Origin of the sequence: Massilia luteola (genome assembly GCF_034420155.1) — a bacterium.
Classification (GTDB): domain Bacteria; phylum Pseudomonadota; class Gammaproteobacteria; order Burkholderiales; family Burkholderiaceae_D; genus Telluria; species Telluria luteola.
In genome coordinates, this window is the sequence record NZ_JAXOFN010000021.1 from 36,639 (window position 1) to 61,077 (window position 24,439).

General features: G+C 66.7%; 13 protein-coding genes. 10 read left to right on the forward strand and 3 right to left on the reverse strand.

The window, feature by feature from the left end; genetic code table 11:
* Nucleotides 1–5 precede the first annotated feature (5 nt).
* From U9J41_RS20020 to U9J41_RS20030, 3 genes are all read left to right on the forward strand, one after another.
* The gene (locus U9J41_RS20020; protein ID WP_322403922.1) at nucleotides 6–2,369 is read left to right on the forward strand and encodes a beta-galactosidase; all 2,364 of its coding nucleotides are present in this window, start codon (nucleotides 6–8) and stop codon (nucleotides 2,367–2,369) included.
* A 16-nt stretch (nucleotides 2,370–2,385) separates the two neighbouring features.
* Nucleotides 2,386–3,660 (forward strand): DUF2264 domain-containing protein, encoded by a 1,275-nt coding sequence (locus U9J41_RS20025; RefSeq protein WP_322403923.1) that lies wholly within the window; start codon nucleotides 2,386–2,388, stop codon nucleotides 3,658–3,660.
* 310 nt (nucleotides 3,661–3,970) lie between these two features.
* On the forward strand, nucleotides 3,971–6,745 hold the full coding sequence (locus tag U9J41_RS20030; RefSeq protein ID WP_322403924.1) for a TonB-dependent receptor: 2,775 nt from the start codon (nucleotides 3,971–3,973) through the stop codon (nucleotides 6,743–6,745).
* Between the two features lie 64 nt (nucleotides 6,746–6,809).
* On the opposite strand, the gene U9J41_RS20035 is transcribed toward U9J41_RS20030, so the two are convergent.
* Together U9J41_RS20035 and U9J41_RS20040 are read right to left on the reverse strand one after the other, a co-directional pair.
* The gene (locus U9J41_RS20035) at nucleotides 6,810–8,072 is read right to left on the reverse strand and encodes a glycoside hydrolase family 5 protein (protein WP_322403925.1); all 1,263 of its coding nucleotides are present in this window, start codon (nucleotides 8,070–8,072) and stop codon (nucleotides 6,810–6,812) included.
* Between the two features lie 140 nt (nucleotides 8,073–8,212).
* Entirely contained in the window at nucleotides 8,213–9,109 is an 897-nt protein-coding gene (locus tag U9J41_RS20040; protein ID WP_322403926.1) for an alpha/beta hydrolase, read from the reverse strand.
* A 295-nt stretch (nucleotides 9,110–9,404) separates the two neighbouring features.
* On the opposite strand from U9J41_RS20040, the gene U9J41_RS20045 reads away from it, so the two are divergent.
* From U9J41_RS20045 to U9J41_RS20070, 6 genes are all read left to right on the forward strand, one after another.
* On the forward strand, nucleotides 9,405–11,561 hold the full coding sequence (locus tag U9J41_RS20045; protein ID WP_322403984.1) for a beta-glucosidase: 2,157 nt from the start codon (nucleotides 9,405–9,407) through the stop codon (nucleotides 11,559–11,561).
* A 143-nt stretch (nucleotides 11,562–11,704) separates the two neighbouring features.
* Nucleotides 11,705–12,913, forward strand: coding sequence for a helix-turn-helix domain-containing protein (locus U9J41_RS20050; protein WP_322403927.1), 1,209 nt, complete (start codon nucleotides 11,705–11,707; stop codon nucleotides 12,911–12,913).
* Nucleotides 12,914–13,159: 246 nt separating this feature from the next.
* Entirely contained in the window at nucleotides 13,160–16,216 is a 3,057-nt protein-coding gene (locus tag U9J41_RS20055; RefSeq protein WP_322403928.1) for a TonB-dependent receptor, read from the forward strand.
* 77 nt (nucleotides 16,217–16,293) lie between these two features.
* Nucleotides 16,294–17,811, forward strand: coding sequence for a tryptophan halogenase family protein (locus tag U9J41_RS20060; RefSeq protein WP_322403929.1), 1,518 nt, complete (start codon nucleotides 16,294–16,296; stop codon nucleotides 17,809–17,811).
* Between the two features lie 95 nt (nucleotides 17,812–17,906).
* Complete coding sequence (locus U9J41_RS20065; RefSeq protein WP_322403930.1) at nucleotides 17,907–19,538, forward strand: alpha-L-fucosidase; 1,632 nt, start codon at nucleotides 17,907–17,909, stop codon at nucleotides 19,536–19,538.
* Between the two features lie 26 nt (nucleotides 19,539–19,564).
* Nucleotides 19,565–20,485 carry an alpha/beta hydrolase gene (locus tag U9J41_RS20070; RefSeq protein ID WP_322403931.1) on the forward strand — a complete coding sequence of 307 codons (921 nt, stop codon included), beginning with the start codon at nucleotides 19,565–19,567 and terminating at the stop codon, nucleotides 20,483–20,485.
* Between the two features lie 6 nt (nucleotides 20,486–20,491).
* On the opposite strand, the gene U9J41_RS20075 is transcribed toward U9J41_RS20070, so the two are convergent.
* A complete protein-coding gene (locus U9J41_RS20075; RefSeq protein WP_322403932.1) occupies nucleotides 20,492–22,615 on the reverse strand; it encodes a beta-galactosidase in 2,124 nt (707 codons plus the stop codon).
* Between the two features lie 322 nt (nucleotides 22,616–22,937).
* Between U9J41_RS20075 and U9J41_RS20080 the strand changes: the two genes are divergently transcribed.
* Nucleotides 22,938–24,347, forward strand: coding sequence for a glycoside hydrolase family 5 protein (locus U9J41_RS20080; RefSeq protein ID WP_322403933.1), 1,410 nt, complete (start codon nucleotides 22,938–22,940; stop codon nucleotides 24,345–24,347).
* The last annotated feature ends 92 nt before the right edge of the window (nucleotides 24,348–24,439 follow it).

Genomic DNA, 24,439 nt, shown 5'->3' on the forward strand with positions numbered 1-24,439 from the left:
ACTACATGACCATCAGTTTCCAACGCCGGCGCCTGCTGCAAGGCAGCGCCGCCGCGCTGGGCGGCGCGCTGCTGCCGCTCACCGCCACCGTCTACGCCGCGGCCTCGCACCGCTTCGCGATCGGCGACCACGACTTCCTGCTGGACGGGAAGCCCCTGCAGATCCGCTGCGGCGAGATGCACTTCGCCCGGGTGCCGCGCGAGTACTGGTCGCACCGCCTCAAGACCATCAAGGCGATGGGCCTGAACGCGGTGTGCGCCTACCTGTTCTGGAATTACCACGAGTGGCGCGAAGGCCGCTACGACTGGGCCGCGCAGCGCGACGCCGTCGAATTCTGCCGGCTCGCGCAGGAAGAGGGCCTGTGGGTGATCCTGCGCCCGGGCCCGTACGCCTGCGCCGAGTGGGAGATGGGCGGGATGCCGTGGTGGCTGCTCAAGCACCCCGGCGACGCCTTCCTGCGCACGCGCGACGAAGCCTACCTGGCGCCCGCGCGGCGCTGGCTGGCGGAAGTCGGGCGGGTGCTCGGGCCGCAGCAGGTGACGCGCGGCGGGAACATCCTGATGGTGCAGGTCGAGAACGAGTACGGCTTCTTCGGCGACGACGTCGGCTACCTGCGCGTGCTGCGCCAGGCGTTGCTGGACGCGGGCTTCGACGTGCCGCTGTTCCAGTGCAATCCGACGAATGCGGTCGCGCGCACCTACATCCCGGAACTGTTCACGGTGGCGAACTTCGGCAGCGATCCGGCCGCCGGCTTCAAGGCGCTGGACGCCGTGCAGAAGGGGCCGCGGATGTGCGGCGAATATTATTCCGGCTGGTTCGACACCTGGGGCGCGCCGCACCGCCGCGGCGGCGTGGAAGGGGCGACGGCCGACATCGCGGCCATGCTCAAGGCGAACGGTTCGTTCAGCCTGTACATGGCGCACGGCGGCACGACGTTCGGCCTGTGGGGCGGCTGCGACCGCCCGTTCCGGCCCGACACGACGAGCTACGACTACGATGCGCCGATCGGCGAAGCGGGCTGGATCGGCGAGAAGTTCGACGCCTACCGCGCCGCCATCACGCCGTTCCTGGCACCGGGCGAGAAGCTGCCGGCGCCGCCGCCGCGCATGCCCGTGATGACGATCGCGCCGTTCGCGCTGGCCGAATCCGTGGCCGTGAAGTCGGCCATGCCGGCGCGCGTGATCAAGGACGTGTCGCCGCGTCCGATCGAGCAGTACGACATCAGCCGCGGCCTCGTGTCGTATCGCGTCACCCTGCCGGCCGGACCGGCGGGCACGGTCGACGTGGCCAGGGTCCGCGACCTGGCGTGGGTCCACCTGGACGGCAAGCCGATCGGCACGATGGACACGCGCTACCGCCGCTACAAGGTCGACGTCCCGGCGCGCAGCAAGCCGGCCACGCTCGAGATCCTGCTGTACACGATCGCGCGCGTGAACTTCGGCGTCGAGATCCACGACCGCAAGGGCCTGCACGGCCCCGTGACGTTAACGCCGAAAGGCGGCGCCGCGCAACCGCTGGAGAACTGGGAAATCCGCGCCATCGACTTCGACGCCGACGGCGTGCTGCCGCCGCTGGCGTTCAGGAAGGGACGCGGCAAGGGCGCCGCGTTCTTCCGCGGCGGCTTCGATACCGCGCGCACGGACGACACGTTCCTCGACATGTCGGCCTGGGGGCAGGGCGTCGTGTGGGTCAACGGCCGTTGCCTGGGACGCTTCTGGAGCATCGGCCCCACGCAGACGATGTACCTGCCGGGGCCGTGGCTGCGCAAGGGCCGCAACGAGGTCGTCGTGCTCGACCTGACCGGGCCGCGCGGACAGGGACTGCCTACGATCGCCGGCCTCGCCATGCCGATCCTCGACCAGCTGCACCGCGAACGGGATTTCCCGCGTCCCCCGAGCACGGCGCGCCTGCATCTGGACGGCGTCAAACCCGTGCACGACGGCGAATTCGCGCCCGGCTCGCAGACGCAGGACGTGCGCTTCGGCGCGCCGAAGGCCGGCCGCCAGTTCTGCCTGGAGTCGCTCGACGCGTTCGACGGCAAGCCGTATGCCGCCGTCGCGGAACTGGCCCTGCTGGACAAGGACGGCAAGACGCTCGACCAGTCCAACTGGACCATCGCCTGGGTCGACAGCGAGGAAGCGACGAAGGAAGACGGCGGCGCCCTCAACGCGATCAATGGCCAGAACAGCGACTACTGGCATACGGCGCTGAACGGCACGGGCCATCCGCACCGCCTCGTGATCGACCTCGGTCGTTCGATGGAGGTGGCCGGCCTGCGCTACGTGCCGCGCCAGGGACCGGACGGCGTCACGGGACGCATCCGCCATTTCCGCGCCTATGTCGGCGACGGGCTGGTGGTCGAACAATGAAGAACAAGGAACACGCATGAAACGACGACACTTCATGGGCAGCGTCGCGGCGGCCGCCGGCGCGTTGGGCCTGCCGGGCGCCGACGCCGCCGTAGCGGCAACGGCAGCGCCGGGCGCGCGCGCGCGCGCGGGCGCCGAGCGCGAATGGATGCTCGGCCTGCTGCAACGGATGGCCGAGCCGGTCCTCGCCGCGATGGCGCGCGGCGAACTGAAAAAACGCTTCCCGCTCGAACTGAGCCCCACTTGGGATGGCCGCAGTCCGAACGTGGCCTACCTGGAATGCTTCGGCCGCCTGATCTCCGGCATCGCGCCGTGGCTGGCGCTGCCGGACGACGCGACGCCGGAAGGGCGGTTGCGGTCGCGCCTGCGCCAGCTCGCGCTGCAAAGCTATGCGCACGCCGTCGACCCGGCCAGCCCGGATTACCTGGGCTGGCACGCCGGCGGGCAGGCGCTCGTCGACTCGTCCTACTTCACGAACGCGCTGATCCGCGCGCCCAAGGCCTTGTGGGAACCGCTCGACGCGAAGACCAAGCAGCGCATCGTCGCCGAGATCAAGGGCCTGCGCAGCATCGAACCGCCGTACATCAACTGGATGCTGTTCGCGGCGATGAACGAGGCCTTCCTGCTGTCGGTGGGCGAACAGGCCGACCCGATGCGCACGAACGTCGCCATCCGCAAGGTCAACGAATGGTATGTGGGCGACGGCTGGATCAAGGACGGCGAGACCTTCCACTTCGACTACTACAACTCGTACGTGATGTACCCGATGCTGGTCGAGATCCTCGAGGTGCTGGAGCGGCACAACGCGCCGTTCTGGAACGGCAAGCCGGCCGACCTGCGCGCCCAGGCGTTGAAACGCATGCAGCGTTATTCCGAACACCTGGAGCGCTTCATCTCGCCCACGGGCACGTATCCGCCCATCGGGCGCTCGCTCACCTACCGCACGGCCGTGTTCCAGCCTTTGGGCCTGCTGGCCTGGCGCAAGCAGCTGCCCCCCAGCCTGCCCGAAGGCCAGGTGCGCGCGGCGCTGCAGGCCGTGCACGAAGCCGTGTGGACGGACCCGACCAATTTCACGAAGGACGGCTACCTGACCATCGGCTTCGTCGGCCACCATCCCGAACTGGCCGACATCTATTCCAACAACGGCAGCATGTACATCGCGTCGGAAAGCCTGCTGGCGCTGGGCCTGCCGGCGGACGATTCGTACTGGACGAGCCCGTTGCAGGACTGGACGCAGAAGAAAGCCTTCGCCGGACGGCCTTTCCCGAAAGACTACGCCGTCAATTACTGAACCCGCAATGGCATGCGATATGCATGGTCCTATATGTTTATGGCATGCCAGACGGTAAAGAATCCATAGTGGTAACGATTGCACTGCTACGTACAATTATTTCGTGCGTCCCTTAAACAAATACAAGGGCGCCACGTAATTCCGCGAAGACCGATGCGCGCCGCCCGTCCGTAAGCCGGACGGCATCGGCGCAAAGCCCCCGCTTTTGCGCCGTAATGCGACAACGTTACCGCTAACGCCTGTCGCATCGGGCGCATGGGTCGATCGAAAACCAAGCAGTCATATAAACGGAGCAAGGGAGATATTAGACATGGACAACAGCAGAATCTATAAAACCGTACTGGCGGCGCTGATCGCCGAACTGTGCGTGACCGCCTACGCCGGCGCGCAGACGACCGACCAGACGCCGCCGGCGGCCGACGGCTCGGTGCAGCAGGTCGTGGTCAGCGGCATCCGCGCGTCACTCAGCTCGTCGCTGATGACCAAGCGGCTGCAGGAAGGCGTCGTCGACGCCGTGTCGGCCGAGGACGCCGGCAAGTTCCCGGACACGAATATCGCGGAGTCGCTGCAGCGCGTCACCGGCGTGCAGATCCAGCGTAACAACGGCGAGGGCCGCTACATCTCCGTGCGCGGCCTCGGCCCGGAATTCAATAACGTGCTGATCAATGGCCGCACCATGACGAGCGACACGGGCGGCCGTGAATTCTCGTTCGACGTGCTGTCGTCCGACCTGATCTCGAAGGCCCTCGTGTACAAGACGTCCCAGGCCTTCCTGCCGGAGGGCGGCATCGGTTCGACCGTCGACATCCAGACGGCGCGCCCGCTGTCCGGAAAAGCCGGCCAGTCGACGGTGGTCAACGTCTCGGATTCGTACGACTCGAATTCGAAGAAGAACACGCCGAACGTCAGCGCCCTGTATTCGTATGCGAACGCGGCGAAGAATTTCGGCGTGTCCGGCTCGCTGTCGTACACGGACCGCGCATCGCGGCAATATAAAGCCCTCAACGACGCCTGGAATCTGCTGGACGTCAAGACGATCAACGGCGACCTGAGTTCCAAGGGGCTGACGGCAGCGGACGTCACGACCCGTAAGCTGCTCATGCCGCAAAGCTACGGCTTCCAGAACGAGGACGAAAGCCGCAAGCGCCTCGTCGCCAACACGACGGTGCAATACAATCCGTCGTCCACCTGGAAGATCACGGCCGACGCCCTGTATTCGCGCCTGAACCAGCGCAACAACGTGATCGCCATCAGCGACTGGATGAATCCGACCCAGCTGAACGTGAAATACGACGCGAACGGCCAGGTGACGGGCTTCGATCGTCCGGGTTCGGCCTTCGTCGCCAACAATCCGGGCCTGGCCGCGGCGGGCATCCTGACCGACGCCAATTCGAACGACATGATCGTCAAGGGCGGCGACCGCCTGTCGACCACGCTGGCCTATGGCGTGAATTCGAAGTGGACGCTGTCGCCGGACTGGAAACTGGACGCCGACCTGTCGACGTCGCGCACGGCGATCGGCTATCCCGACCTGTGGATCGTGGCCGGCATGGTGCCGAAGAACGGCGACGTGCTGACCTTCGGTTCGACGCCGACCGTGACCTTCGGCGATGGCATCGCCGACCCGTCGGCCGTGCGCGCCCACGCCGTCGGCAACAACATCGACACCAACCACGACAACCTGCACGAAGGCCGCCTGAACGCGTCCTGGACGCCGGACATGGGCGTGTTCAAGGGTCTCGACATGGGCGGCGCGTATTCGCAGCGCAAGGTCGAGCATATCTCGTGGAGCGCCGATTCGTGGAACGCCTTCTCCGGCTACCACGTGTCGCTGCCGTCGTCGCTGTTCACGGTGACGCCGCTGGGCAATCCGTTCGGCGGCGGCGGCGGCGTGCCGCCGAACTTCCTGAGCTTCGATCCGTACGCCTACATGGCCTACCTGAACCAGCCGTCGCTGATCCCGCAATCGAACGACCCGGCCCATTACGCCGACAAGTCGATTTATCCGAACGGCCCGATGGCGATCGACTACACGAAACCGTCGCTGTGGGCCGTGCAGGAAAAGGTGGCGAACGCCTTCGTCGAATCGAAGTGGGAAGGCGACGGTTGGTCCGGCGACCTGGGCCTGCGCTACATGCACGTGAAATCGGAGTCCTCGGGCACCAGCCGCGTCCTGCTGTCGGCCGTGCAAAGCCCGAACGACACGACGTACATCCAGAACTGGGGCCCGATGCAGACGAATACGGTCGGCAGCAGCTATAACGCCTGGCTGCCGTCCGCCAACGTGAAATTCGACCTCACGTCCGACATGCTGCTGCGCTTCGGCGCATCGAAGACGCTGACCCGTCCGACACTGGGCCAGATGGGTGTCAGCAATTCGTACGGCGGCCGCGTGGGTTATGTGACCAGTGGGGGCGGCAACCCCTACCTGAAGCCGATGCGTTCGAATAACTACGACGTGTCGTACGAATGGTATCTGTCGAAGACGAACTACGTCAGCGCCGCCCTGTTCATGAAGAAGGTGTCGGACTTCCTGGAGACGACGCTGGAGGACACGAAGGTCGCGCAATATCCGACCGAAATCGTGCACGACACCCGCATCCGCAACGGCCAGACGGGCACGATCAAGGGCGCGGAACTGGCCGGCCAGTTTGCGTTCGATAACATCCACCCGCTGCTGCAGGGCTTCGGCGTGACGGCGAACTACACCTACGTGGATGCGGAAGCGAGCCGCGATACCGACTCGGGTCCGGTGACCTGCGGCTATCCCGGCCTGTCGCGCCAGTCGTACAACGCGTCGCTGTTCTTCGAAAACAGCAAGTTCCAGGCACGGGCCAGCTATAACTGGCGCAATCACTTCTCGATCGATTGCGGCGGCGGCAGCACCTTGCCGCGCAACCGCGCGGCCTACGGCCAGACGGATGCGAGCCTGCGCTACAACCTGACCGCGCAACTGTCGCTGTACCTGGACGCCATCAACCTGACGAACGCCAAGGTGCACGAGTACGCCAACAACGACAGCCAGTTCCTCACGCTGGAAAACGACGGCCGCCGCGTCAACGTCGGCCTGCGGATGGTCTTCTAAGGCTGGAGGGCCGGAGTCCGCCGCCGCGGCGGCGCTCCGGCCCCGATCGATCAAGCCGCCGGGATCAGAGGGCGAGCCCGTTGGCCCCGCGGATCAGCGCATCGAGCGCCTGCTGGTCGAACACCGTGCCCGCGTTGCGGTCGAAGATGGCCGAGCCGTTGTTGCCCGTCCCGCCGGCGTCCCAGTAGAACGGCAGCAGGCCGTTGGCGACGGCCTGGCGCGACGCGTAGTTGAGGAAGTAGGCGCGCGAATTCAGGTGCAGTTGCAGGTTGTCGCCCGACAGCGTGGTCGAGCGGCGGATCGCGCCGAACTCGCCCATCACGACCGGAATGCCCTTGTCGACGAATTTCTGCTTCATCTTCGCGAACAGGGCGTCCAGGTCGGCTTCCTCGCCCCACGTCGCGTTGTGCGCCGTATCCGTGGTCGAGTGGTAGCCGGTGCCCCAGTAGTAGAACTGGTTGCCCCAGGTCGCGTCGGCCGTCATCAGCGTGAACTGGTACGGCGTGTAGTAGTGGATCTCCGCCATCTGGCGCGCCGTCACGGTGTCGGTCGGCATCGTGTTCATCAGGTTGTAGGTGAGGTCGATGTCCGTGCTCGGTCCCTGGACGACCAGCACGCGGTAGGCGTTCCGGCCGCCCGTCGAGCGCACGGCGTCGACGAACGTCTGGTGGTACGACATCAGGATCGCCATCTGGGTCGCGTCCTTCGCCGGCGGCTCGTTGGCGCTGGCGAACATCAGGTGTTCGTCGAAGCCGCGCAGCGTCGTGGCGATCTGTTCCCAGTAGGCTTTCTGCTTCATGTTGACGGACGCCTGGGCGCTCGACGTGATGTTGTTGTCCAGCCAGCCGCCGTCCCAATGGATGTTGACGATGACGTATAGCCCGCTGTCGACGCACCATTGCACCACCTGTTTCACGCGCGCCAGCCAGGCGTCGCTGATCTTGCCCGTGCGCTGGTCGGCATACTGGTCCCACGACGTGGGCAGGCGCACGGCCGTGAAGCCGTTCTGCTTGATCAGCTGGATCTGGGCCAGCGTGATCGGAGGATTGCCCCAGGCGGTCTCGCCGCCGATCGCCTCCAGCGAATTGCCGATGTTGATGCCGACCTTGATCTTGCCGGCCAGCGTGACGGCGTTGCTCGCCATGCCGGTCGCGTCGGCGGGCAGCGGGTTCGTGTTATAGCTGGGGAATCGGGCTTTCGCGGCTGCGACCGAGGACATCGATGCGGCCGTTTGCGTGGGGCTGGCGGGGTCGGTGGCCGAGCCGCCGCTGCAGCCCGTCAGGGCCAGTGCGAGCAGCGTCGCGCTCAGGATTGCTTTGCATTTCATGGCATGTCTCCTCATTACGTTAACGTGTCGTCGTACGGGATGGTGCAAGACAGCATGGTGCGGGCGGCTTTTGCCGGGGCGTGCGCCTCCTTTCGGGTGATGAGGGATAAGGTGCGGGCCGGCGCGGACCGGCCCGGGGATCACTGGATCAGCTTGCGGTCGCGCAGCCATTCCTCGGCGCGCTGCGGCCACAGCGATGCGTCGCCGTGGCCGGCGCTCATGCCCATGCCGTGGCCACCGCGCTCGAAGATGTGCATCTCGGCCGGCACGTGGGCGCGGGTGAGGGCCTGGAAGAACAGGATGCTGTTGTCGACCGGGACGGTGCCGTCGTCCTGCGAGTGGACGAGGAACGTCGGCGGCGTCTGCGCGCTGACGCGGGTCTCGACCGACATCCGCCTTACCAGGTCCGGCGCCGGGTTCGCGCCCAGCAGCGCGTGGCGCGAACCGGCATGCGCGGATGGCGGCATCAACGTGATCACCGGGTACATCAGCAGCAGGAAGTCGGGCCGTGCGCTGACGGCGTCGAGCGCCGCGCCCGTGCGTCCGGCCGGATCGTCGAACATCGTGGCCGCGCTGGCGGCGAGGTGGCCGCCGGCCGAACTGCCCATCACGCCGATGCGGTCCGGCGCCACGCTGTAGTCGGCCGCATGCGCGCGCACGGTGCGCAGCGCGCGCAGCACGTCCTGCAGCGGGGCGGGGTGGCCGAAATCGGACAGGCGGTACTTGAGCACGAAGGCGGCGACGCCCAGGCGGGACAGCCATTGCGCGTACTGCCGGCCTTCGTGGTCGAACGCCAGGAATTCGTAGCCGCCGCCCGGGCAGATGATCACCGCCGTCCTGGCCGCGCGGCCGGGCGCCGCCGGGTAATAGGTCAGCGTCGGCTGCGAGACATGGCTGATGAGCTCGCCATCGAGCTTTTCGGGGCCGGGATTCGCCTTCGCGTTCGGCACGCCTTCCGGCCAGAGCGGGATCACGGTGGTCTGCGCCTGGGCGCCGGCGGCGATGCAGAAGAATAGGGTGAGCAACAGCTTGCGCATGGAGGGGCCTTGAAAAAATCCGGAGAGGAGGGATTGTGGCCATCGGCCGCCGCACGGCGCAATTATGAAATCGGCGAACGCGGCGCATGATTTTTGCCAGAACCGCCCGCCGCTGCGATTTCATCCCGCGCACTCGCGATTTTCGCAATTGCGGTTCGGTGGCGATGTCCGGAGAATGGCTCCCTTTTTCTCCCGAGGTAAGCCCGTGCACCGCTTCTCCACATTGAAGAAGGCGATCGCCTTGTTGTACGTCGCAACCGTCTGCTGCACCAGCGCGACGGCGGCCGAGCCGTGGATGAACACGAAGCTCCCCGCGGACGAACGGGCCGGCCTCGTGCTGCGCGAGATGACGCTGGACGAAAAGCTGAAGCTTGTCTTCGGCTACCTGGGCGCGGACCAGGCGTCGAAGAAGACGAAGCGCCCGGCGCCTTCCCACGACCAGTCGGCCGGATTCGTCTACGGCGTGCCGCGCCTGGGCATTCCGCATTTGTGGGAAACGGACGCGGGCCTCGGCGTGGCGAGCCAGAACGGCCCGAACGTGCGCTACGCAACGGCACTGCCGTCCGGCCTGGCCACGGCGGCCACGTGGGACGTCGCCACGGCGTATGCGGGCGGCGCCATGATCGGCGCCGAAGCGCGCGCCTACGGCTTCAACGTGATGCTGGCGGGCGGCGTCAACCTGCTGCGCGAGCCGCGCAACGGCCGCAATTTCGAATACGGCGGCGAGGACCCGCTGCTGGCCGGCCGCATCGTGGGCGCGCAGATCAAGGGCATCCAGTCGAACCACGTCGTCTCCACGCTGAAGCATTTCGCGCTCAACGACCAGGAATCCGGCCGCACCACCGTGAACGTGCGCATCGACGATGCCGCCGCGCGCATGTCCGACCTGCTGGCGCTGCAGTTCGCGTACGAAGCCGGCGATCCGGGCGCCGTCATGTGCTCGTACAACCGCGTGAACGGTGTCCACGTGTGCGAGAACGCCCATCTGCTGAACGAGGTGCTCAAGGACGACTGGGGCTTCGCGGGCTGGGTGATGTCGGACTGGGGCGCCGTCCACAGCACCGTGCCGGCCGCGAACGCAGGTCTGGACCAGCAGTCCGGCATGCCGTTCGACGTGTCCGACTACTTTGGCGCGCCGCTCAAGGAAGCCGTGTTGAACGGCTGGGTGCCGCGCGCGCGCCTGGACGACATGGCGCGCCGCGTCCTGCGCTCGATGTTCGAACACGGCGTCGTCGACCATCCGGTGGCGCCGGCGCCGGACACGATCGCGTTCAAGGCGCATGCCGCCGTGTCGTTGAAGGACGCGCAGGAAGGCATGGTCCTGCTCAAGAACGACGCGCATGTCCTCCCGTTGAGCGCGACCGTCAAGCGGATCGCCGTCATCGGCGGCCATGCCGACAAGGGCGTGCTGGCCGGCGGCGGTTCGTCGCTCGTGTACCCGGCGGGCGGCAACGCCGTGCCGGGCATCGCGCCGACGACGTGGCCCGGTCCCGTGATGTACTACCCGTCGGCGCCGCTGGAGGCCATCCGCACGCGCGCGCCGGGCGCCACGGTCACCTATGCCGACGGCGCCGACCGCGCGGCCGCGGCCGCGCTGGCGCGCGACAGCGACGCCGTCATCGTGTTCGCGACCCAGTGGACGGGCGAAGGCATGGACGTGCCCAACCTCGCGCTGCCCGACCGCCAGGACGACCTCGTCGCGGCCGTGGCGGCGGCCAACCCGCGCACAGTGGTCGTGCTGGAAACGGGCGGTCCCGTCACCATGCCGTGGCTGGCCGACGTGGGCGCCGTCCTCGAAGCATGGTATCCGGGCACCAGCGGCGGCGCCGCCATCGCGGACATCCTGTTCGGCGCCGTCAATCCGTCCGGTCATCTGCCGGCCACGTTCCCGGCCTCGGAAGCGCAGTTGCCGCGTCCCGTGCTGGACGGCTATCCGGACGTGGCCGAGCGCCGCTTCGAGACCGATTACCACGAAGGCGCGGCCGTCGGCTACAAGTGGTTCGACCTGAAGGGCCTCAAGCCGCTGTTCCCATTCGGGCACGGCCTGTCGTACACCGACTTCACGCTGTCCGGCCTTGCCGCCGACGTGAAGGACGGCATCGTGCACGCCGCGTTCACGGTGACGAACACGGGCAAGGTGGAGGGCAGGGAGGTGGCGCAGGTCTATGTGGCGCCCGTCGAGGCGCGCTGGGAAGCGCCCAAGCGCCTGGCGGGGTTCGTGAAGGTGGACGTGAAGCCGGGTGCCGGCGTCGGGGCGTCGGTGACGGTCGATCCCCGCCTGCTGGCCGTCTTCGACGCCACCGCGAAGACGTGGAACGTGGCCGCGGGCGACTACCGCGTCATCCTCGCGGCCAGCGCGGCGGACGACAAGGCCGTCGCCACGACGGTGCACCTGGACGCGGCCGTGTACGACGTCCGCGGCAAGCTGCTCCGCGCGCGGGCGGCGCCGTGATCGCGGGGCGCCGCCGCGTTGTGTAGGCACAACGCGGCGGCGGCGCGGCGGCGAAACCGCGACCCGGCGAGAGTGGGCTGTTATGATTCCAGCGACGTCCCCATCAGAGGCGACGGATAGGAGTCAATCACCCACCATGCCATATGCAAGAGTTTTATAAGAAGGCGCTGCTCGCGTTCATTCTCATCGTGCTCGCGGACGCGTTGCTGGCTGCCATCCTGGTCGACCGCAGCTACCTGTCGGCGTCGATCCTGCCGGGGAGCGGCCATGCGGCACGGGACGCCGTGCGCTGGCGCCGCGGCTTCACCACGGGCCCGTGGGCCTGGAACGCGGGCGTCATCCGCGTCGACGACGCGGCCTCGGACCAGCTGCGCTTCGACCTGAACCTCCCGGCGACGGGGGCGGACCCCAGCGTGTCCGCCGACCTGCTGGCGGTGGACGATAAAGGCAAGCCTGTGCTGGTGGACCTGTCGACGTACAGCACCGTGTCGTTCGTCGCCCGCTGCGCGCCCGCCAATTCGATGGTGTTCGTCGTCTCCATCTACGACGAACACATCTCGAAGCCCGGCAACTTCCTGACCTATCCGCCGGCCATGACCTATTTCTCGTGCAACGAGGCCGGCGTGCCGGTGTCGCTCGACCTCACGCGGCTGACGGTTCCCGAGTGGTGGTTCGAAACACTGCACCGCGACCTGTCGCGCCAGGACTTCAAGCTGGACCGGGTCGCGCGGCTCGTGTTCGGCGCGACGTCGCAGAGTCCCCGCGGCGTCCCGTCCCACGTGGAGATCGGCAAGCTCACGCTGCGTGGCCGCGATTACCGCTACCTCGCCTGGCTGGCCGGCCTCGTGGCGGCGGGGTGGATCGCGTTCGGCATCTGGTTCTTCCGCGCCCATGCGCGCGCGACGATCGCGGGCATCGATGCGAAGCTCAAGAAGGACCTGCCGCTCGTCGCCTACCGCCAGCTCACGCTGGAGCCCTACCGCGACAAGGAAAAGGCGTCGGTCCTGCGCTTCATCGCGACGAACTACATCAATCCCGAGCTGGACCTCGAGGCCGTCGTCGCCGCGACCGGGACGAATCGCACGAAGGTCAACGACGTGCTGAAATCGGAACTCGGCATGACGTTCACCAGCTACCTGAACAAGCTGCGGCTGACGGAAGCGGCGCGGCTCCTCACCGAGAAAAGCGGCACGACCGTCGCGGAGATCGCGTACTCGGTCGGGTACGCCAACGTCTCCTATTTCAACAAGCTGTTCAAGGAAGAATACGGCTGCACGCCCAAGGCGTTCCGCACGCTGGCGATCCAGCCGGAACCGGGCGCCGGCCCGGGCCAGGAAACCGCGGCGCCTTGACGGCCGGGCCGCCCGGCCGCTCGAACTTCCCTCCCACGTCCCCTTCGTCGCGCCCGCGCGCCCACGCGCGCGGCGCCGTTGTGCATTTCCCACACATCGCATTTTTCATGCATCGGGTTGGTGATTTTAAGAATTGTCCTACACGTGGCTGCCAATCAGAATCAATTCACCGGTACAGGCGCGGATCCCGCCGCCTTCCGGCACCCACAAGAACGGATGCATAGAATGACGCAGAGGAGAATATCAGTGAAGCAGTTTCAAAGAACAGCCATCGCCGCAGGAGCGGCCCAATTCGTACTGATGGCGAGCGGGGTCCTGTTTGCGCATAGCGCACTGGCCGACGACACCACCACGAAGAAGGACGACGCCACGACCACCGTCGTCGTCGTGGGCCAGCGCGCCGCGCTGGAATCGGCCGCGATGCGCAAGAAGACTTCGGACGAGATCGTCGATTCGATCGTCGCCGACGACATCGGCAAGCTGCCGGACAAGTCGGTCACCGAAGTGCTGCAGCGCGTGGTCGGCGTCACCATCGACCGTACGATGAACCTCCCCGACAAGCTGCAGGGCGTGGGCGACGCGATCAACCACTTCGCCGCCGAAGGCACCGGCGTGACCGTGCGCGGCATGTCGTACGTGCGCTCGGAACTGAACGGCCGCGATTCGTTCTCCGCCAACGGCGGACGTTCGCTGAGCTTCGAGGACGTACCGCCCGAGCTGATGGCCGGCGTGGACGTGTACAAGAACCCGTCGGCCGAGCAGATCGAGGGCGCCATCGGCGGTCTCGTGAACCTGCGCACCGCGCTGCCGTTCGACTTCAAGGGCGCCAAGGGCGCGGTGTCGGTGCAAGAATCGCGCTCCCAGCTGCGCGGCAAGAATTCGCCGTCGTTGTCCGGCCTGGTGTCGAACCGCTGGAAGACCGGGTTCGGCGAATTCGGCGCGCTGCTCGACCTGGCGCGTTCGCGCATCGACACGCGCAGCGACGGCATGCAGATCTCGCCGTACATCGCGCGCACCGACGCCGTCGTGGGCGACACCAGCGGCGCGACGCGCTGGATCTCGGGCGGCGGCAGCTGGACGACGAACAACTTCGAACGCGAGCGCGACGGCCTGTACGGCGCACTGCAGTGGAAGAAGGATTCGCTGTCGTCCCACCTGACGTATTTCCGTTCGAAGTACGACATGAGCACGACGGAAGCGGCCCTGTCCGCGAGCGCGAATCCGGCGACCATCATGCTGGATCCGGGCGCCGTGTTCGACGACCGGGGCGTGCTGTTGGCGGGCACGATCCGTGCGCCGAAGGATCCGGGCGTCGGTATCGGCACCGATTCGCGCAGCACCGGCCGCACGTCCGACACGCGCGACGTCGCGTGGAACCTGCAGTGGCGCGCGACCGACCAGTGGGTCTTCAGCGGTGACCTGCAGCACACCCGCGCCACCACGGACGGCTATGACAACACCGTCGGCATGGGCGCCTATGCACCGAAGGAGGGTGTGGACTTCCGCTCCTCGCCGCCGAAGCTGACGTTCGACGACGCGGACCGCGCCTTCCTGGCCAATCCGAACAACTATTACTGGGGCTTTACCCAGGAGCACCGCGACGAGGCCGTCGCCGCCCAGAACGCGGCCCGCCTTGACGCCAAGTTCACCTTCGACAGCCCGGTCCTGAACGACCTGCGTTTCGGCGTGCGCTTCACCAACCGCAGCGCGGAAACGCGTGCGACGCACGGCAACAACCAGTGGCACGAGATCACGCAGCCGTGGGCCGTCGGCAGCGACGGATGGCAGCCGTTCAGCAAGCTCGCCTACCTGAGCGACCCGCGCTTCGCCGGCAATGCGTCGGTGGTGCCGTTCAATAACTTCTTCGGTGGCAAGGTCGCAATGCCGCCGTCGATCGTCGTGCCGAACCTGTCGCTGTCGCAAGGCACGCCGCCGCCGGGCTTCGCCCAGCTGCACGATATGGTGAAGGTGCTGTGCAATGGCACGTGCTCGGGCGATGCGCTCTGGGACTATGCGCTGTTCGGCGATCCGGAGAGCCGCAACCTGCAGCATGAGAAGACCAAGGCCGCGTATGCCCAGCTGCGCTTCGGCTTCGACACGCTGCGCTACCCGGTGGACGGCAACGTGGGTGTACGCGTGGTGCGCACCGACATGTCGGCGGCCGGCTACCTGCTGTTCTCGCCGCCGGACACCTCCAAGCTGCCGACCGTGCCGAAGATCGCCGCGACGTCCGATCCGCGGAGCTTCGACAACCAGTACACGAACGTCCTGCCCAGCCTGAACCTGCGCATGAAGGCCAGCGACCAGCTGCAGTTCCGCGCCGCGTTCTCGAAAGGGATGACGCGTCCGGACTTCTACCAGATGCAGACGTACACGACGCTGAGCCAGAACGTGCACACGCACACGGACAAGGACACGAACGCCACGATCCTCGACGGCGTGGACTACACCGGTACCGGCGTCGGCAACCCGATGCTCAAGCCCACGCGTTCGAACAACTTCGACCTGACGGCCGAGTACTACTTCGGCCACGGTGGCCAACTGACCCTCGCGCTGTTCAACAAGCGCCTGTCGGACATCATCGTCGGCAAGACGTCGTTCACGACGCTGAACGACTCGACCGGCCAGCCGCATGACTTCGCGGTCACGTCGCCCGTCAATGGCGCGACCGGCCGTGCCAGCGGCGCCGAGATCGGCTACCAGCAGTACTTCGACAAGCTGCCCGGATTGCTGTCGGGCCTCGGTGTGTCGGCCAACTACACCTACATCGACAGCCGCCAGGACCTCGGCAAGCCGCTGGCGCAGGTGTGGTGCACGCCGCAGGACAACCCGAACACGCTGCTGGCACGCGACCTCTCCGGTTGCGACACCGACGGCCACCTGCTGAACGTGGGTAACGTGCCGATGACGGGCATGTCGAAGAACGCCCTCAACCTGGCGGTCCTGTACGACAAGGGACCGGTGTCCGCCCGCGTGGCGTACAGCTGGCGTTCGAAGTACCTGCAGGCGATCAATGCCTACGGTACGAACGGCAACGACGGCATCGACGCCAATCCGGCGAGCCCGAACTTCGGCAAGAACTATGTGTTCTACTACGCACTGCCGACCTGGGGCGGGGCGTACGGCCAGGTCGATGCGAGCCTGCAGTACAAGTTCACCGATAACCTGAACGTGTCGGTGCAGGCGACGAACCTCACCAACGCGTTGTTCAAGCAGTACATGCAGCAGGGGATCGGCATGATGGAGCGCGGTGCGTTCTACACGGGCCGCAGCTACTCGGTCCGGATGGGTTACACCTTCTGATCGTAACCTCGTGAGCACACCTCCCGCACGCCATCCGGCGGCGGGAGGTTTTCGCGTTTTTGATATTGGAGACAATCATGTCCGACATGGCTATCCGCAACATCGTCATCGTCGGCGGGGGCACCGCCGGCTGGATGACCGCCGCGCCGCTGGCGCTGCGGCTCGGCACGTCCTGCAACATCGTGCTCGTCGAGTCGCCCGAGATCGGCACCGTCGGCGTGGGCGAATCGACGCTGCCCACGATCCGCTACTACAACCTCGCGCTCGGGCTGGACGGCACCGACTTCGTCAGGCGGACGCAGGCCACGTTCAAGCTCGGCATCGAGTTCCAGGACTGGGGCCACGTCGGCAACCGGTTCTTCCACGGCTTCAGCGACTTCGGTCCGTCCATCGAAAACCGTCCCGCGTACATGTACTGGCTGCGCCTTTCCCGCGCGCGCAAGGACATGCCGTCGTACGAGGAATGGTCGGTGGCGACGGCGATGGCGCGCGCGCACCGCTTCATGCCGCCGTACGGCGACCGGCCATCCGTCACCAATGCGTATTCCTACGCCTTCCAGTTCGACGCCGGCCTGTATGCCGCCTATCTGCGCGACTACGCGACGGAGCGGGGCGTCCAGCGCATCGAAGGCACGGTCGGCGACGTCGAGCAGCATCCGGAAACCGGCTTCATCACGGCCGTGACGCTGCGCGACGGGCGCCGCGTGGAAGGCGACCTGTTCATCGACTGCACGGGCTTCCGCGGCCTGCTGATCGAAGGCGTGTACCAGGCCGGCTACGAGGACTGGAGCGCCATGCTGCCCTGTAACAGCGCCCAGGCGGTGCCGAGTGCATCCGCGGACAAGCTGACGCCCTTCACGCGGGCGGCGGCCAAGAGCGCCGGCTGGACGTGGCGCATCCCGCTGCAGCACCGCACCGGCAACGGCCACGTCTACTGCGACGCGTTCATGTCGGACGAGGAAGCGGGCCGCGTCCTGCTGGACGGCCTCGATACCGAGGCGCTGGACGCGCCGCGCCAGCTGCGCTTCACGGCGGGCCGCCGGCGCAAGTCGTGGGTCAAGAACTGCGTGGCGATCGGACTGTCCAGCGGCTTCCTCGAACCGCTCGAATCGACGAGCATCAACATCGTCGAGCTGGCCGTCGGCTGGCTGCTCCAGTATTTCCCGGACCGCGACTGCCGCCCCGAGCTGGCCGACGAATTCAATCGCCTCGTCGCGCAGCGCTACGAGTTCGTGCGCGACTTCATCGTCCTGCACTACAAGCTCACGAACCGCGACGATTCCGAATTCTGGCGCTACTGCGCGAACATGCCGATCCCGGACTCGCTGCGGCACCAGATCGACCTGTTCCGCGCGTCCGGCCGCGTCACCCTCTACGATCCGGAGGGGTTCTCGATGGACTCGCACGCGTCGATCATGCTGGGACTCGGGATCAGGCCGGAGACGGGCGATCCCCTGATCGACCGCATGGACCTGAAGCGCCTGGACGAGCATTTCGGCAAGGTGCGCGCGACGATCCGGCAGGCGGTCGGCGCGATGCCGGACCATGGCGAATTCGTCGCCCAACTGGCAGCCGGCGCGAGGCGAAAATCGTGAGCGGACCTGGACGATTTCGTTGTTGCCGGCGCCGGATGCAACAGGTATCATTTTGTGTATAGAATACATAAAAAACCGACCTCCGAAGGATAGTGATGAAACGACGTGCACTCTTGCAGCATATGGCGGCCGCCATCCCGGCGCTCGCCCTGTCCCCCTATGCCGGCGCGGCCGGCGCCCGCGTCCCCATGGCCACCGGCCCGTTCGAGCCGAACTGGCCGTCGCTGTCCGGGTACGAGACGCCGGACTGGTTCCGCAACGCGAAGTTCGGCATCTGGGCGCACTGGGGCCCGCAATGCGAACCCGAACACGGCGACTGGTACGCCCGCGGCATGTACGAGCAGGGCAGCGATCACTATAAATACCACGTGGCCAAGTACGGCCACCCGTCCAAGTTCGGCTTCAAGGACGTGATCCGCCGGTGGAAGGCGGAGCGCTGGAATCCGGACGAACTCGTGAGCCTGTACAAGAAGGCGGGTGCGAAGTACTTCGTCGCGCTGGCCAACCACCATGACAACTTCGACCTGTACAAGAGCCGCTACCAGCCCGACTGGAACGCGACGAAGCTCGGCCCCGGCAAGGACCTGATCGGGGGCTGGCGCAACGCCGCCCGCAAGCACGGCCTGCGCTTCGGCGTCTCCGTGCACGCGGCGCACGCATGGTCGTGGTACGAGACGGCGCAGGGCGCGGACAAGACCGGCCCCCTGGCCGGCGTGCCGTACGACGGCCGCCTGACGAAGGCCGACGGCCGTGGCCAGTGGTGGAACGGGCTGGACCCGCAGGCGCTGTATGCGCAGAACCACCCGCTCAGCAAGGACGGCGGCACCGCCGATCAGCGGTGGGCGTGGGGCGGCGGCGTGCTGGCGCCGGACAAGGCGTATGCGGACAAGCTGTACAACCGCACCGTCGACCTGATCGACAACTACGACCCTGACCTCGTCTACTATGACGACACGGTGCTGCCGCTGTATCCCGTCAGCGACATCGGCCCGCGCCTGGCCGCGCACATGTACAACCGCAGCGTCGCGAAGCACGGCAAGGTCGACGTCGTCGTCAACGGCAAGATCCTCGACGAGGTGCAGCGCCATTCGCTGGTATGGGACATCGAGCGGGGCCAGAGCAGCCGCATCGAACCGCTGCCGTGGCAGACCTGTACCTGCATCGGCAGCTGGCACTACGACCGCCGCATCTACGACAACAAGGCGTACAAGAGCGCGCAGACCGTCGTGCACACGCTGATCGACGTCGTCAGCAAGAACGGCAACCTGCTGCTGTCCGTCCCCGTGCGCGGCAACGGCACGATCGACGAGCAGGAGCGCGCCATCGTCGAGGAGATCGGCCGCTGGACGGCCGTCAACGGCGAAGGCATCTACGACTCGCGCCCGTGGACGACGTGCGGCGAGGGTCCCGTGATGGAAGCGGCAGCGGCGCCGATGTCGGGCCCCGGCTTCAACGAGGGCAAGGGCAAGCCGTTCTCCGCCGCGGACATCCGCTTCACGGCCGGCAAGGATGCCGTGTACGCATTCGTGATGGGCTGGCCGGAAGACGGCACCGTGACCATCAAATCCATGCGCGCCGGCGGCGAGCACCTCAAGCAACCGGTGTCGCGCGTCGAACTCGTGGGTGGCGGCGCGCTCGCGTTCCGCCAGACGGCCGAGGGCCTGCAGGTCACGCTGCCGCGCGAGCGCCCGGCGCTGCCGTACGCAATCGCGTTGAAAGTGGCGTGAACATGCCGCACCCGAGGAGTCCACGCATGACCGACAACCTGTCCCGCATCCTCATCGCCGCCGCGCTGTGCGCCATCGGCAATGTCGTCCACGCCCAGGACGCCGACGTCAACGCGGACCGCGCGCGCGCCAATTTCGCCCGCCCCGTGGTCCTCGCGGCGGACGACGTCCGTGCCTTCGCCGCGCCGCCGCCCGGATTCGCGGACGCGCACGCCGGCACCGCGCAGGGCAGGGTGGAGCCGTTCACGTATCAGTCGGCCGTCACGGGGACGCGGCGCACCGCCAACGTCTGGCTGCCGCCGGGCTATGACAAGACGCACCGCTATCCCGTGCTGTACCTGTTGCACGGCATCGGCGGCAACCAGGACGAATGGCGCGGCTACGTGCGCGCGAACGACGTCCTCGACAACCTGGCGGCGGCCGGCAGGATCGTGCCGATGATCGTCGTGATGCCCAACGGCCGCGCGCTGGCGGACGACCGTCCGCCGCCGCCGGACCGCGTCTTCACGCCGGAAAACGCGGCCGGCTTCGCGCGCTTCGAGCACGACCTGCTGGAGTCGCTGATCCCCGCCGTCGACGCCGCGTATCCGACGCTGGCGGACAGCGGCCACCGCGCGCTCGGCGGCCTGTCGATGGGGGGTGGGCAGGCGCTGAACTTCGGCCTGAAGCATCCGCAGGCGTTCGCCTGGGTGGCGGGCTTCTCGCCGGCGCCGAACACGGAAGACGCGGCGACGCTGGCCGCGGAGGCGCACCAGGCGGGCGGCGGGCTGAAGCTGCTGTATCTGTCGTGCGGCAACCGCGATGGCTTGATCAACGTCGCGCAGGGCGTGCACCGGCAATTGAAGGCGCAGGGCGTCGCCCACGTGTGGAACGTGGACGGCTACGGGCATGACCGCGACAGCTGGGCGGAAAACCTGTACCACTACGCCCAGCTGCTGTTCCGATAAGCGCCGTCAGTTCTCTTCGACGATCGCGAGGTCCCACGGACCCAGGTTGACCGTCTCGTCCGCCTTCACGGCATGGGACGTCAGCAGGTCCGTGCCCGCCTTGTGGCGGTACGCGAAGCTTGCCGGGGCACCTGAATAGTTGAAGTAGTAGCGGATCGTCTTGCCGAACCGGTTGACCCCCGTGCGCGCCTGGATGTTCGCGGGCAGCTGCTGGTCGGGGCCGATCAGGCCCTGTTCCTGCAGCACCGATTGCAGCACCGCCTTCTGCAGCTGGTCCGACAAATACGTGCCTTCGTAGACGGCCTTGCCGCTGCCGTACTGGTTCGACGTGATGGCGGGCCAGCGGCCGAAGAACGGGTGGTCGTACCAGGCCAGGGCCTTGGCCGTGTCCAGCTGCAGGAACTCGGCCCAGTACCGCACCTTGTTGTCGGCGCCGGTGTGGTACGGATCGCCCTTGAGCGCGAGGGGCTGGGCGAGGTTCGAGAATTCCTGGTAGTGGAAGCCGAGCGCCTGGCGCAGCGGACCCGGCGCCATCGTCCAGCGCACGGCCGCGTTCTCGTTCGTGAAGCCGCTCTTGAAGGTCATCACGACGTGGCCGCCCTTGCGCACGTAGTCGGCGATGCGCTGCAGCAGGGCGTCGTCCGCCACGTACAGCATGGGCACGATCAGCACCTTGTAGGCGGACAGGTCCTGCGTCTCCGGGAACACGAAGTCGGTGCCGACGTTCAGGTCGTACAGCGCGCGGTGGATCTGGCGCACCTGCGCGCCGTAGTCGGCGTTGCTGCCGCCGGCGCCCCATTGCGACGACTTCGCGAACGGCATGTCGTTGACGGCGTTCAGCGAATCGCGGCTCCACAGGATCGCCACGTCGTTATGGATGCGCAGGCCGACGAGGCGCGGACCGATCTTCTGCAGCTCGTGGCCGGTGCGGCTCATTTCCGCATACGCGCGGTTCGGCTCCAGGTCGTGCGACAGCACGCCTTTCCAGTACGTCTCCTGGTTCGCGTGGATCGACGCCCAGTGCCAGTATTCGACCATGTCGGCGCCGTTCGACAGGTGCGTGTAGACGTCCTCGCGGAACTGGCCGTCGTACGGCGGGTACTGGAAGGACGAGCTCCAGTCGGTCGTCTGCGCGTTCGTTTCCGTGACGAGGAAGTTGCCGCCCTTGAGCGAGCGCGTGAAGTCGGCCTGCAGCTTCTGGTCGGCCCCGTTGTACTGGTCCTGCGTGCCCCAGTGATAGATGTTCACGCCGGGGATGTCGAGCCCGCGCGCGACGGCTTCCTCGTTGACGTCCGCGTGCAGCGAGCCGGAGAAATCGTGCGTGACGAACTGGCGCGGCCCGGCGCATTCGCGGATGAGCTGCGCCTGCCAGTGCAGGAAGTCGGTGACGCGCATCTGGCCCCAGCGCGACCATTCGAGCTTGTAGCCCGTGCTCTGCGCGCCGTCCGGCCGCGGCAGGTCTTCCCAGGTATGGAGGTTCTGGCCCCAGTAGTTCAGGAACCACGCGCGGCTGAGGTTTTCCGGCGTGCCGAATTTCTTTTCCAGGTAGTGCTGGAAGCGGATGAACACGCCGTCGTTGGCGGCGCCGTAGCTGCCCGTCTCGTTGTCGACCTGCCAGCCGATGACGTTGGGGTTGTCCTTGTAGTGGGCGGCGATGCGGCGGATCAGGCGCTCCGCGTAGAAGCGGTAGGCCGGGGCATCCGTGTTCATGTTCTGGCGCATGCCGTAGGTGTTCTTCGCGCCGCCCAATTTCGTCGCCAGGATTTCCGGATGCTGGTGCGCCATCCAGGCCGGGATCGAATACGTGGGCGTGCCCATGATGACCTTGATGCCCGCCTTGCCCATGGCGTCGACGACGCGGTCCATCCACGCATAGTCGAAGCGGCCGTCTTCCGGCTCCCACAGGCTCCACGTGGATTCGCCCAGGCGCACGACGTTGAAGCCGGCCGCCTTGATCATCTGGACGTCCTTGTCCAGCCGCTCGTACGGCATGTACTCATGGTAGTAGGCGGCGCCGTACAGCACGGTCGGGAAGTCCGGCTGCGTGGCCGCCGCCGTTGCCGCCCCCGCGGGCGCGCACGCCGCGATCGCGCAGGCGACCGCGCCGGCGAGGAGTCTCCGTGTAAGCATTCAATACCTTTCAGGTGGATACAGGTGTGGACAATATGCCATTGTGACGAGCCGCGCGATAGTCATGCAATTACAAAAACCGCCAGCGCCGCAACGATTTGTCGCAGGCTGCGACGCTGCGCATTTTGATGTCCGGCGCTGGCGGATTTCACAATTGCGGCGGCGTCGTCCTGCCGACACAATATCGACCAACAGCCGCTACGACCGCTGAACGACATCGCCGCCCGCAGCCATGCGGCCGACCGCTTTTTACCGACGATTTCCCAACCGGCCCGGCTGGAGGAGATGCCGGACCGGGCCCCTTCATGAAAGGTAGAACGACGTGAAATCACTGCTATCGAAGGCGATGTTGTCCATGATGGTCTGTGCGGCACCGTTCGCGCAGGCCCAGAGCTGCGGCAGCGGCGGCGGCGCCACGGTATGCCTGTCGGCGACCGGCAACGGCAATGGCGTCCAGCTGAACTGGACCGTCAGCGGCGCGGTCAGCGGCATCCAGGTCTACCGCGACACCGATCCGGACCCCAGCGGCCGCACCCGCATCGCGCAGCCGGGTAAATCCGCGACGAGCTACACGGACACCACGGCCGCGCCGGGCGAAGCTTACTGGTACTGGATCAAGTTCACGGCCGGCGGCACCGGCTACAACGCCGGCGCCGCGCGTGCCGTGCGCGTGGGCGTCATGCGCAACCTCACCAGCATGCAGATGTCGGCGCAGATGTCGCCCGGCTGGAACCTCGGCAATACGCTGGAAGCCATGGGTACGTATGTGTGGGGCAGCACCAACTTCGCCGAGACGAACTGGGGCAACCCGGCCGCGAACCAGGCGATCTTCGACGGCATCAAGGCGGCCGGCTTCAAGAGCGTGCGCATCCCCGTCTCGTGGAAGGAATACGCGGACGCCAACGACAACATCAGCCCGCAGTGGATGGACCGCGTGACGGCGGTGGTGAACTACGCCCACAACGCGGGCCTCGTCACCATGATCAACATTCACTGGGACGGCGGCTGGATGCAGCCGACCTATGCCCAGCAGGGCACCGCCAATGCGCGCCTGACGAAGTTCTGGACGCAGATCGCCAACAACTTCAAGAACCACGACGACACGCTGCTGTTCGCGGGCACCAACGAGGTCATGGTCGACGGTAACTACAATCCGCCGACGACGGAATACTGCAGCGTGCAGAACGGCTTCAATCAGACGTTCATCAACGCCGTGCGCGCCACGGGCGGCAACAACGCGTCGCGCCACCTGGTGGTCCAGGCCTACAACACGAACATCAACAATGCGGTGACGTGCAATGCCACGATGCCGAGCGACTGGATCGCGAACCATCTGATGATGGAGGTGCACTTCTACGATCCGTACAGCTTCGCGCTCGACACCAGCTCGACCGAGTGGAAGTGGGGCCAGGCCGCCAATCCGTCCGGTTGGGCCAACGAGTCCTACGTCGACGGCCAGTTCCAGAAAATGAAGTCGGGCTTCGTCGACAAGGGCGTGCCCGTGATCCTGGGCGAGTACGCGGCGAGCGTGCGCACCGAGTACGACGCCGCCGGCACGTATCGCAAGTACTGGGACCAGTACATCACGCACTCTGCGTTCACGCACGGCGTCGTGCCGATGTACTGGGATAACGGTTACACGTCCAACCACCAGTCCGGCCTGTTCAACCGTTCGAACGGCACGCAAGGGTATGCGGATGTGATCGGCGCCATCGTGAACGCCGCCAAGTAATTCACCCGGGAGGGGTGGGCGCATTGCGTTCGCGACGCCGGGTTTACCGAGTAGTCTCCTACCGCCTGGCATGGTAGGTTTTCGGGGCGGCC